General features: G+C 58.5%; 11 protein-coding genes. All 11 read left to right on the forward strand.

Annotated features, from left to right (window positions below; all coding sequences use genetic code 11):
• Window positions 1–2,091, forward strand: a complete 2,091-nt coding sequence (locus FHR66_RS20085) for an ATP-binding protein (RefSeq protein ID WP_160970424.1) — start codon at window positions 1–3, stop codon at window positions 2,089–2,091.
• Window positions 2,092–2,093: 2 nt separating this feature from the next.
• Entirely contained in the window at window positions 2,094–2,777 is a 684-nt protein-coding gene (locus FHR66_RS20090; protein WP_160970426.1) for a hypothetical protein, read from the forward strand.
• A complete protein-coding gene (locus FHR66_RS20095) occupies window positions 2,765–3,748 on the forward strand; it encodes an MBL fold metallo-hydrolase (protein ID WP_160970427.1) in 984 nt (327 codons plus the stop codon). The genes FHR66_RS20090 and FHR66_RS20095 overlap by 13 nt, the downstream gene beginning before the upstream one ends.
• A 304-nt stretch (window positions 3,749–4,052) precedes the next feature.
• The gene (locus tag FHR66_RS20100; RefSeq protein WP_160970428.1) at window positions 4,053–4,652 is read left to right on the forward strand and encodes an XAC0095 family protein; all 600 of its coding nucleotides are present in this window, start codon (window positions 4,053–4,055) and stop codon (window positions 4,650–4,652) included.
• A gap of 187 nt (window positions 4,653–4,839) precedes the next feature.
• Window positions 4,840–5,472, forward strand: a complete 633-nt coding sequence (locus tag FHR66_RS20105) for a hypothetical protein (RefSeq protein WP_160970429.1) — start codon at window positions 4,840–4,842, stop codon at window positions 5,470–5,472.
• A gap of 59 nt (window positions 5,473–5,531) precedes the next feature.
• Window positions 5,532–6,302 carry a hypothetical protein gene (locus tag FHR66_RS20110; RefSeq protein WP_202394976.1) on the forward strand — a complete coding sequence of 257 codons (771 nt, stop codon included), beginning with the start codon at window positions 5,532–5,534 and terminating at the stop codon, window positions 6,300–6,302.
• Between the two features lie 138 nt (window positions 6,303–6,440).
• Entirely contained in the window at window positions 6,441–6,929 is a 489-nt protein-coding gene (locus FHR66_RS21205; protein WP_237475459.1) for a hypothetical protein, read from the forward strand.
• 27 nt (window positions 6,930–6,956) lie between these two features.
• Window positions 6,957–8,765, forward strand: a complete 1,809-nt coding sequence (locus FHR66_RS20120; RefSeq protein ID WP_160970430.1) for an XVIPCD domain-containing protein — start codon at window positions 6,957–6,959, stop codon at window positions 8,763–8,765.
• Window positions 8,766–9,310: 545 nt separating this feature from the next.
• Entirely contained in the window at window positions 9,311–10,081 is a 771-nt protein-coding gene (locus FHR66_RS20125) for a hypothetical protein (protein WP_160970431.1), read from the forward strand.
• A 228-nt stretch (window positions 10,082–10,309) separates the two neighbouring features.
• Window positions 10,310–11,089 carry an SPFH domain-containing protein gene (locus tag FHR66_RS20130; protein WP_160970443.1) on the forward strand — a complete coding sequence of 260 codons (780 nt, stop codon included), beginning with the start codon at window positions 10,310–10,312 and terminating at the stop codon, window positions 11,087–11,089.
• A gap of 170 nt (window positions 11,090–11,259) precedes the next feature.
• A complete protein-coding gene (locus FHR66_RS20135; RefSeq protein ID WP_160970432.1) occupies window positions 11,260–12,159 on the forward strand; it encodes a hypothetical protein in 900 nt (299 codons plus the stop codon).
• Window positions 12,160–12,438: the final 279 nt, after the last annotated feature.

A 12,438-nucleotide genomic window follows, 5' to 3' on the forward strand; every position in this document is an offset into this window, starting at 1 on the left:
GTGGCCGGAAAGAAGCGCAAGATCAAGCAAGCGAATAAGCCTACCTTTAAGTTTGCGCCGTCTATTCTAAGTAGGCTCGGGGAAGAGCTTGTGCCTAACTTGGATCAGGCGATCATCGAGCTAGTGCGTAATTCCTATGACGCTGATGCCAGCCGTTGTGATATTTCTCTGTCGAATACGACGTCGCCAGGCGGAACAATTACGATAAGTGACAATGGCAGAGGGATGACACGCGGCCAGATCGTGGACGGCTGGTTACTTCTCGGCGGCTCATCGAAGAGCTCCGCGCAAAAAACACCAGGTGGGCGTCTTGTAGTCGGAGATAAAGGTCTAGGCCGGCTCGCGGCGATGCGAGCCGGCAAAGTCGTAAGGATGACGACGAGAGTGCCGGGAACCCTACCAAATGCAGCTCACTCGTTAGAAATCGTATGGGATGCTTTTAATAAAAAGCGTGTCGTAGAGGACGTTGCACTTAATGTGAGGCGTACAACCAAAGAAAAGTCAGGGACAGAAATAGTTCTCGCTAATCTTAATCGGAGCTTGACCGATGCGGAAACGGACCGGCTTGGTCGTGCGCTAGTTCTCCTGACCAGCCCATTTAAGCAAAGTAATGGTTTTGCTATTAAGCTAAATGCGCCCTCGTATCCGGACCTTGAAAGGCGAGTTGAAAAAGGCTACCTGGAGGAGGCAGAGCTTATTCTTGAGGCCTCCATTAGGCCTGACGGGACGGCTTATGCGCAAGTTAAGGATTGGAAGGGCGTGGAGCTGTACTCCGCTGACTCAGATAAATGGGGTTTAGCTAAAGGGCAGTCGCCAACTTACTCTGCACCAATTACTAATTTTGAGCTTTACGTCTATGTTTTGAATAGGGCTAGCTTTACAGGCCGCAGATCAACCATTGGTGAAGTACGAGAATGGTTGAAAATGGTCGGTGGAGTTCATCTGTATCACCGAGGCTTTCGCGTGCCGCCATATGGGGACTCCGGGTACGACTGGCTCGACATGAACCTGTCAAGAGCCAGGAGTCCGGAAGAGCGACCGTCCACGAATACAAGCGTGGGTAGGGTGGTGGTCCAGGATCCAACGGGAAAGCTGCGCCAAAAGACTGACCGCTTCGGATTTATGGACTCCACCGAGTTTAACGAAATTCGTCGGTTCGCAAAGGACGCCTTAGACTGGTTTGCTAGGCAGCGGCTTCGCGACGCTGAGCGTCGTAGAGAGGCAAAACGGGGAACTCAAGAGGGGCCAGATAAGGCAAGAGAGGCGCTGGTAGAGGCAATTCAGAGTTCCGTCCCGGGCAACAAACGGCCTGATGCTCTTAAGGCGATTGAGCGGTTTGAAAAAAGTTTTACTATAAAAATCGAATCTATTAAAGAGGATCTCCTTCTCTATCGCTCGTTGGCTACAGCAGGGACGACCGCTGCCGTCTTTGCTCATGAAATTGGACATCCAATTAGTCAGATATCCTCAAGTGTACAAGGAATTAGAAGGCGGATTCCGCGGATTGAGCCGGCAAAAATAGCTGAGGAAGTTGGGGGTCGCACGGACGTAATTGCACGATCATGTGATGCTCTGGAAAAGTTTGCCGGCATGCAGATCGACTTCTTGAAGCGTGAGAAGCGCCGACAGGGAGTGATTGATGTAAACAAAGTTATTGAAGATCTAGTTGAAGTTTGGCGCCCTATCTTGGAGGCACCCCAGGTTGTAGTCGAACTTCAGCTCCATCCTGGCGATGTCATTATTTACGGCGCAGAGTCCCTTATAGAGACCGTTGTGACAAACTGCATGACGAATTCGGTCCGAGCCTTTGAGAGTGATGAGTTGGCTAATTCGGATCGATGCATAACCATCAGTACTTCAGTTGAAGGCGGGACGGTTGTTGTTGACGTTGAAGATAATGGTCCTGGCTTTACTCTTCCTCTGGTGGAGATATGGCTACCCGGTCGCACAACTCGACTCTCAGGCACTGGCTTTGGACTTACGATTGTCAAAGACTCAGTTCAGGACATGGGGGGGAAATATGAGGCTTTCAATCGGGCTGACCGTGGCGCTCACCTCAGATTCGTCTTTCCAGCAGTAGAGCGAGGTTAAGAATGAACATTAAGAGAGTCATTGTTGTTGATGATAATCCTGATGCAGGGCTTGTTGTCGTTCATACGCTGGATGATGCGGAGCTTGAAGGTAAGTGCATAGTCCCTGAAGCTCCAATGGATGCATTTGTTAATAAGCTTATTTCCACGAGTGATGCGGTAATTTGCGATCATAGGCTCGGCTATGCCGCAAAAGCAGGATATACAGGCGCCATGCTAGCTAACGCACTTGTTGATAAGCGGCACCCAACAATTCTTATTACTCAATATCTTGATCAGGAGGCGGATGTCGCCATCCGCAAGTTCAGGTCAAAGCTTCCTGTAGTGATGAGGCGGCAAGATGCTTCTGATCCCGATGTGTTGCGTGAAGCGCTTGCCAGTTGTGTCAGGGAGATGCGCGCCGGCCCAATTGGCGATCGAAAGCCGCAAAAAACAATTGTGACTATCGAGGCAGTATTCCAGCATGGTAATGAGACAGTTGTTGATGCAGTCGTTCATGGTTGGAACGCACAGGATGCAGTGCGATTTCCTTTGAGTTTGGTTGCCGAAGAGCTTCGTGACCAAGTTCGTGCGGGAGAGAACTTCTACGTTTCAACGAACTTGTCAACGGAAGATAAAGTTGACCTATACTTTTCGGACTTTGAGCGGGTGGCTGATTCTGACGCGGAGGCTCTGTGGAGACGCTAAGTCTTCTTGACGTTGGTCATGGCAACTGCGCAATTCTTAAGTCAGCAACGTCGGCTATAGTGGTTGACGCCGCTTCGCAGCACACGTTGGCTGCTACGCTTGATGCTCTCGGTATTGAAGAAATTGAGGCACTCATAGTCTCCCACGGCGATGAGGATCATGTCTCGGGCGCAGCTTCGTTACTCGCAAATCTTAATCGTCCCGTCCGCCATCTTTTTGCTAACCCCGATGTGGTTCGAAGAACAAAGGCATGGAGGGTATTTTTAGCTGCGAGCGGCGAGGCCGCAAGGAACGGAACCAAGGTTCATTCTGCGCTTACTTCTGTGGACCCTGGTGAGCTCCGGCTTGGGAGAGCTTCGGTGTCTGTCTTGTTCCCGTTTGGGGATCTTGCTCTCGCAGGGGTAGAGGGTACAGGTGCTAGAGGCGAGTATTTGGATGCAAATACGATGTCTGGAGTCATTCGCATATGTTATGACGGAAGGGCATTCTGTTTACTTGCAGCTGATATGAGCCAGGCTTCACTTGACCTAATGCTGGAGAGAAATCAAGACATTGCCGCGCCCATGCTTATGTTTCCGCATCATGGAGGGCTCCCGCGACGAGCAGATGGTGAGGTGTTTGCCAAGGCTGTCACATCATTGGTCTCACCTGAGTTAGTGCTTTTTTCCCTTGGTAGGGGGGTTCACGCAACTCCTCGACCTGAGATAATCAAGGGTGTTAGAGCTGCGCTTGAAGGCGTTACGCCATATCTGGCGTGCACCCAACTATCAAAGCGATGCGCCGCAGTAGTTCCAGAAAAGAAATCAAGAGCAGTCAAATATTCCGCAGGTTATAAAAAGAACATTTCGTGTGCAGGTTCATTGACGTTCGAAATGGGGGTTCCAATCAAATCTGAGATTGAGCGGCTGCGACTATCTCACGGTGCATTCATTATGGAGTATGTGCCAGGCCGAATCTGCGGTTTAGTCTAAAGCAAGTCGATTTCCTGATGAAAGATTCTACAAATCGCTATTGACAGGCTACGCGTCGCGGTAGCAATCTCTTCGCCAAGGAGCGTCGAAACTCCCCACACAGCGGTACCCACCTCCGACAAACCGGTGGGTTTTTTGTGTCCGATGCTCGGGCGCAAGCCGATGCGATGCCTGCGTCGGGAGGGCGGCTAATACAACACCCTTCGGGGAAATACGCCCGCCGGCTGTGTGCGGTTTCGAACCTCCCGACTTCCCGTCCGCCATGCGTGGCGGACGGACCCCTTCATGGAACGAGGAGGCAACGATGGCACACGACCGTTTGGACGACGAAGACATGCCCGGCTATTTCCTGCCGGAGGGCAGCCAGTTCCGCCTGGCGAAGCTGCGCGATCACGTGCGTTTCCTGGCCAGGCTGGCGCAGCCGCGCACGCAGGCCGAGGAGCGCGCCGCCGAGCCCAAGGTACGCATGAGCGAAATGGCGCTCTGCCTGGAGTTGCTGGCCGACCAAGTGGACCTGGTGCTGGGGGCGCTGTCCTATCCCGCCCAGCGGACCGACACGATGCGCGGCGCTTGGCCCGCTGCCACCGTCCAGGCAGCGCCGGACGCCGGCATTGGCGCGTTCCGGGTGACGCAGGAGCAGATCGACAGGCTCACTCAACTGGCCGAGACCGTCTCGGCCAATGCCCGCATGGTGGCGGCCGGCGATGCGGCTGAGCGTGCCGGCCAGACGCTGCCGGAAGTGGGCAGCACGCTCTGTGCTGCGGCGAACGACGTGCATGAACTGCTGCTGCAGATTGCACGCCAGCCGCTGCGCGAACCAACGCCCAACGGCGTGCGCGAGGAGCGGGCGGTCTATGCGTTGGAGTTTGAGGCTACACCTGCGGCGGGCAGGCTTATTCATTGATCTAGACAGGACTAGAGCGAGGAACGCGTATTAGAGAGGGATCTTGCCCACGGCTCGTTTCTCGAGCCGCTGAGCTAGCGTGGAGTCTGGAAGACAGGCATGCGGGAGAGCATGGTTCTGGCGATGGGTAAGTGACGACGTGAATTTGTGATGCAATCCTAGTTCTGTGGTGGGGACTGGTGATGGGATGGGCGGGCTTTCCAAGAAGGAAGGCGTCAAACAACGGAGTGTTGATATGCGATCGAATCTGAAAACAGTTGGGGTGCTCGCTATTGCAATGACATTAGCCGGGTGTGGCGGCAGTGTTCACTGGAACGTCAAGGCCTCTTGTACACAGAAAGGCGGTTGTGGCGCTGAGGGAGAGATCGGCGGCACATGGGGCGGTGGGGGTGGCAAGGAATCGATTCCGCTCTACCAGCGTATGTTGGCAGCTGCAGCAGCCGATGTGCCCGATGTGTCCTTATTTGAAATCGATGTCAGTGGATCGACGGTGGGCTATCCCGAGAACGGAACAGTAAGGCTCATCCTGACGAATGCACAAACAGGCGCAGTGCAGTCCTCGGCAATGTTCAACTGGTACCGCAGCGGAAACTCGCTTCGCCTCTCCGACCCGGGGGCCGTCAATGCGTGGTCTGCTGCCGAAGGTGGGACTGCCAACAAGCTGACCTATCGACTCACGCCTTTTGTGGTGACTGCTTCCGCAGGTCCTAACACGGTTGTCTTCGCGTCGAAGTACGAGGGTGTGCAAACTGCATCGGCGACTACGCAGTTCACAAAGTGCACTACCTATCCATCGCCTTACCTGTGCTCGCAGCAATAAGAAAATGGGTCACGCACTCCTGTGCGTGGACTTCCAGCGGAAGCGCCATCGCACTCGCGATGGCGCTTTCTTTGCTGACGTCCTGCGCCTCTATCCAGGTGCCGCCCGCCAACTTGATTGCCAAAGAGGGCGCGCACGCGACGGCGGTATCGAAGTTTGGATCGGTGTTCGTGGTCAGGACGGTGAGCGTGTTGCCTGGTAGCTCGCGCGCGGCGGAAAAGTTCACTGTCCTTGAGGAATGCCGAAGCGGAAAGCTGCACGTCGTCCTGCGACAGCAGGAGAATGCGGAGGACTATTCTTCGCCCGCCTGTGCCGCAGTGCTGGTGGGAATTCAGTATGCCGTCACTGCTTCGAAATTACCTGGTTTGGAGTTGGAGCTCATTGTGGATCTGATCAGCCCCGGGCAGAAGCTCGTTGCTCGCACTTCATCGCTGGCAACGACGGCCAGCGCAAGCGCGCGCTATGCATTCGCGCTAGACAAGGAAAGTGACCTGGCTACCGCGAATGTCGTCTCCACGACAGCACACGAAACATTCCATCTGCTACGCGGCCTCAGCGGCACGACATCCGAGGTGCAAGAGGAAGAGCGCTTGGCTTACACGATGGGTGCGTGCGCGCAACTGCAGGCATTGGGATGGGTGAGAAGCAAGGATCTTCCATCCATCGCACTTCCACAGCATGCAGAAGGCGTTTCTGAAAGCGTCAACGCATCCAACATTGCAGGTATCTCTGCGACCAAAGATCTGATGCCGTTCATGCGGGATGGCTTGGTGATCAGGGACTCGACCGAGGGGCGTGGAATGGCGCATTTCTGCCAGGCAATCCTTTGATGAATCATGGGCTTCGGGCGTATTTGGGCGGCCCCTTGCCACGTGGACAGTGCCATACTGAATCGGCTACGTTTCGCACATCGGACTGACCGTGGTACCTCCCGGTGTGATGCCTTGGGACTGAGGCGAGGATTGCGCATGATGATTAAACCGCTGTGGTGCCTGGGCCTGACAGGCCTTCTCTTGGCCGGATGTGCCAATGTTCCTGCTGGCGGCGCGCCGGCCCTGAGCTCCGGAGACGCACTCTGCACGCAGGCCAGTGCCTGGGGCGATGGAACCAAGACGCCTGTAGCGCAGATTGCGCCGACCGTTAACGATGGCGACGAGGGGCGCTCCTATCATTTCGATCTTGGCGGGAAGGGGGGCTTGCAGGCCCTGGATGCCAGCTGTGGGTGGGGCAGCTATGCCGAGTGCACCTTCACGGTTCGCCAGTCGGATGGCAAGACCTATCAATTCTCGGATCTTTCCACCTTTGGACTATGGGAAGTCAAGGGGGACCTGTACCTGCTGTATCGGATCGTCTCCCCGAAGGATGAAGCTGCCGCGCGCAAGCGCCGCATCGTAAAGCTTGGCAATCCCCCTGCAAAGATTTGCAATCAGATTGGGGATTACTCGAACTTGATGTAGCCCTATTGCCTGATAAGGAGATCTCGCATGCCCATCATCTATCGCCAGCTGCCGCAAGAACAGTACAACACCCTAACCGGTGATCTAATCAAGCTGACAGAAAGCCTGCATGCCCACTCGCAGGATGTAGGCGACGGTCGAGCGACCATCGGCTATGGCTACACATTTAATCGGGGCAACAATGTTGCCCTCTGGCGCGAATCCGGCATCGCACTCAATGAGGCGCAATGGCGGCAACTCGAGGCCATCGACGCAGCTGCGCCAGGAGACCGAACGCGATTAGGTTTGCAGTTCGATCGGACACTCAATGCCCAAGAAGGCGACAGATTGCTGTCGGCGTCCTTGCCAGAGTACGAGCGCCCGATCGCGGGACTGAATATGCCGATGTCGCAGGAGCGCGCCGCACTGGTCTCGCTGGTCTATAACCGTGGTGCCGGGTCTTACAACGCCAACATGCAGCCGTTCCGTGATGCGGTGACGGCTGGAGACCGCTCCGAAGCATGGTTCGAGATGCGTTACAACGCATGGGGCAGCAATGCTGCCGCGGAGCCTGGATTGCGCAAACGCCGCTTCATGGAGTCGGAGCTCTTCGGGCTGTACAACGATCCCAACAACGTCACGCGGGATGAGGCGTTGTCGACCTATCAGATGTACCAACTCCATCGTGATCGCATCAATCGTGACGAGACGCGCTGGGGTGTGGATGTGGATGGCAATCCTGGCCAACGCAATCTGATCGCCGAAGCGAACCGTGACTATGCCACCTTGCTTGCTGACCGTGGTCAGGTCCAAACGCTTGCACAGTCGCTTGAGCCTGCCAGAACACGATTGCTGTCCGATCTGCGCGCGGACCATCCGGAGATCGCAGATCGCCTGACCAACGATGCATTCAATGCAGGTTCGATCTACGTCGATCCAGGCCGGGCGTCGGCACGGGTGGCGGTGGACCCGGATCATGTGGCGACGTTGGATGCAACGCGGCGACGTGGCGGGCATGAGGTTGCCAACAACGATTTGCTGCTGGGGGGAGGAGGCAACGATACCTTGATCGGCGGGCAGGGCGACGATGTCCTGATCGGTGGGGAGGGGCGTGATGTGCTGCGCGGCGGGGCTGGTCGAGATACCTATGTTGTCGGAGACGGTGACGTCGTGCAGGACACCGATGGTCATGGCCAGGTGTACTGGAGTGGCCAGCGCCTTAGCGGAGGCGCAAGACAGGAGGGAGACCCGGAGGGCGTCTTCCGAAGCGCGGACGGGCTTCATACCTATCAAATGCAGGGTAGCGACCTGCTGATCCGAAACGCGCAAGGCCAAACCGTGAAAGTGCAGGACTACCAACCGGGCACGCTGGGAATCGAATTGGGCGAAGCGCGACGGCAGGAGCAGGGGCTCCAAGGTGACATGCAGCGAGCCCTTCCCGGTCGCCAAGGGATGATCGAAGGCGAGCGGCCCGCGACGTCCGGCCCCACCTCTCCTTTACTCGATCAGGCACGCAGCGCAGTGCAGCGCCTGGATGCTTCGCTTGGCCGTCCCTCGGATGAGACGAGTGACCGAATGAGCGCAAGCTTGGCGGGATTGGCGCAAGAGAACGGCCTCACGCGAATTGATCATGTGGTGCTGAACACCAGAACCGAGCGGTATGCGGCTGGCGAGCATGTCTTTGTTGTACAAGGCGCTTTGAACGATCCGGCACACCTACGGGCGCATATGGGAACCGAGCAGGCCATCGCCACGCCCGTGCAGGAGTCCATGCAGCGATTGCAGGAACTCGAACGGCAACAGTCGCTGGCACAAAATCAAGAGCAGGCAGTGCCACAGCGAGGAATGGCGATTTAGGTTCGCGGCGAATGGTGAGAGAACGCTCACTTGGTGCTCGTGTGACCTCGTGGATGAGCGCTGGCGCCATCATGTTGGCTAGCGCATACCCAGGCGTGGCATTCGCGCACAGAGCTGATGGCTTCTCCGGTAGCTGGAGCTATGCAAAGCACTGCGATCGGGGCCATTACTTGAGTCTCGACCTGCACCAGAACGGCGATCGTGTGACGGGCGATGGAGCGAAGGAACCAACATCCGCGGTGGCGCTGGGCAACTGCAAGGGAAGGTGCGTGGCGACACGCTCAATGTCCGCTACTGCAGCGACGATAACGAGGTTGGCTACAGCGCATGCCCAGTTTTTTCGGGTCCGGAGGATCGATTCCAACTCGATAAGACAAGGCTCGTTCGCTATCAGAAGTACGGTGCCCACTACCGGCGAGGCGTGGCCCTTCATCGGGATCGCGCTGGGTATCAAGTGCCCCTCGACCATCAATGTGAGGATCCGGATAGTGACGTGCGTTGACTCGGTCACGTGGTTACAGCGCAGGGTGCGTCGGAACAATTGGATGCGTCTGCCGGCCTTCCAATGCCTCTTGATAGGATCGTTTTGCACGCAAGCGCTGGCGGCGGATGTGCCCCGCATGTCGGTCGAGGGGATGAACAAGCACAGCGTGATCACCGGGATAGGGCTGTTTCTAACGCGCTCCCAGGTGGCAACGCAGGGTGCCGTGCATCCCGTGCACTTTCAGCGACGCAGCATTTGTAGCGATCGCCGCATCAAGGTGACCTTTGCCAAGGGGCTGGAGCGCATGCCTGAGCGGATCTGCCGCGTCGCCTCCGAAGCGCTCGCGTTCGTCAGCGCCCAGTCTCATGTGCAGAACATCGCCATAACATTGCTGGTGGTGCCCAGCCCGGTGGACTACCAGGCGACCTTCTACAGGATAGGCAAAGGGCCAAAGCTGGTCCTCATCGCCCCGGTGTTGCGGAGTGAAGCGGCGACGCTGGCCAACATCGCCGATCTGGTGGCACACGAGGGTTTCCACGTGGGCATGTTCGCCGCGGGCGACGTGTCGCTGGCTGGGAACGAGTATGTCGCCTACCACTACGGGCTGTGCGGGCAACTGGTGGCATTGGGGCATGTGGAGCCCTCGGCGCTACCAGGTTTTGGTGTGGCCTCGGACGATCCGCATCTTGTCGAGTCATCCCAGAGCGCCGAGCGTGTGCGGGACGAGGTGCTCGGGGCTTTCGGCGGCCTTCCCATGACGAGAGAAAGCGCCGCCGGCCAGGCGTTACTCGCGCAATGTCGTGCGATTGCGCCTGCCAGTCCGAAGCACTGAGGCTGCTACCTTCTGATCTTCGGCCTGCCGGCGCGAACGCGGCATTCGCCAGCGTCAGCCTCGAGTACCGGATGTGGCGCGAGACGATTGCGGCGCGAGGAGCGACAGGTCCGGATGCGTGCCTGGCTTTGGCGGACCAGCAGATGCCTTGCCCGTGATGATGCGCTAGCATCCCGGTACACGACGGCGCGCGGCGCCGTCCTTCAGGGGGCATCGATGAAACATCTCATGCTGGCCGCCGTCGCGGCGGCCTTGCTGTGCGGCTGCACCGTGGTCTCGCCCGATCCGGGGCAGCAGGCGGTGCTGGTGGACAAGCCGCTGCTGTTCGGCAAGGGCGGCATCCGCCTGGACGACGTGCGCGATCCCGGCCGCACCTACACGTGGATGACGACGTCGGCGGTGTACGTGGACACCACGCCGCAGACAGTGCAGGTGGCGTTCGACGACTTCTCGTCCAGCGACAACATCCTGTTGGACTTCTCCACGCAGATCCAATACCGGATCACCGCGCCGGCGCGGCTGCTGTCCGGCTTCGGCCAGGACTGGTTCAAGAACAACGTCGCCAGCCAGTACGCGGCGATCGTGCGCGACCAGGTCAAGCGCTACGACATGACCCGGATGATGAGCGACCCGGACAGTGCACGGAAGATCGACGAGGCGGTGACCGAGAACGTGCGCGCCCTGGTCAAGGAACAGGGCCTGCCGATCCAGATTCAGAACATCACTCTCGGCCGTGCTCGCCCCAATCCCGACGTGCTGCAGCAGATGAACCTGACCGCGGCGCAGCAGCAGCGAGTCAAGACCCTGGTGGAAGCCACCACCGCCGAGCGCCAGCGCGAGCAGGAACAGGTGGCCAAGGCCGATGCGGACAACGCCTACCGCAACCGCATGGGCCTGACCCCGGAGCAGTACCTGGCCAGCCAGATCGCCGAGATCAATGCCGAAGCCTGTGCCAAGGCGCAGGCTTGCTACATGGTGCCGTCGGGGACGTCGGTGATCGCCAAGTAACGCGCCGTGATAGAGGCGGGCTTTGGATGGCCCGCCTCATGTCGATTCGCTCGCACTGTGTGCGTCGCCGAAGCGGCACGCCGGCAGCGGTTGTCGCCACGCCGCGGGTCTGCCACTGTGATCGCCGTGTCCTGCGAAGAGATCCGCAGATGGAACCCGCCCCCTCTCCAATGTGGCAGCGCCCGCCGGCGACCCGCCTGTTCGCCCTGCTGGCGCGCGACGCGCGCACCGGCGTGATCTTTCGCCGCGGGCCGAGCAAGCAGGTGCAGTTGATCCACTGGGATCTGCGCGACGACAGCTTCGTGCACGGGCAGTGGTTCAAGGGCCGCATCTACGAGCGGCGCTGCGATCTGTCGCCGTCGGGGCGGCTGCTGGTGTATTTCGCTTCCAAGCAGCATGGCGACTTCGCCACCTGGACCGCGCTGTCGCGGCCGCCGTTCTTCACCGCGTTGGCGCTGTGGCCGAAGGGCGACAGCTGGGGCGGCGGTGGGATGTTCGAGGACGAGCGGACCTTGTTGTTGAACCATCCGCCACGCGACGGGCGCGATCCCTTTCCGATGCCGACCGGCTTCCAGTTGCCGCACGATCTGCAGGTGCGCCCATTCGGTAAGCATTCGGGTGGTGGCGAGGACGAGCCGATCGACGGCGTGTTGCGCGAGCGCGATGGCTGGCGCCTGCGTGATGACGGCGAGGGCGAACGTTGCGGCCTGCGCGGCGATGCGCTGTTCCGTTTCAGCCGCCCGCGCGTGCGCGAGAAGATTGGCGCCAATGGCCGCCGCCTGCAGTCGCTGCTGCATGTGGTCGGCCAGGACAATCATGCGTGGTACGGCCTGGATCACCGGGTGCTGGATCGTGAGGGCAACGTGCTGGTCGATCTGCCAGGCAGCGACTGGGCCGATTGGGATGGCGGCGACCTGGTGTTCGCACGCGATGGGGGGCTCTATCGCCTGCGCAAGAGCGACTTCCGCGAGGCGGCGCAGCAGGGCGCGGAGGCCTTCCAGTTGCTGCACGATTTCAGTAACGCGCGCTTCGCGCCATTGGCGCCGACGGCGGATGCGCTGAAGTATTGAGTGATCCGTGCAGAGTGCCTTCAGTAAACCTCTTCGAAAAACGCATCGTTAAATGGAAGGTGTGATTTTAGGAAACCTTTAACAGCGACCGGAGCGTATCTGTAGATACCGTCTTACCCCCTAGCAGGCAAGGCCCCTTTTCGGGTCGAACGCGGTGCCCGATTTGAGAACGCCGTAGGCGAGATGCAGGAGCTTGCGCATAGCGGCGCACACGATCTGCTTGCCGGCTTTGCCGCGTTCGCTTAGCCGCTGTTTCAGCGCCCGGATGACCGGGTTGTG

This window comes from Xanthomonas sp. F4, from assembly GCF_011761895.1.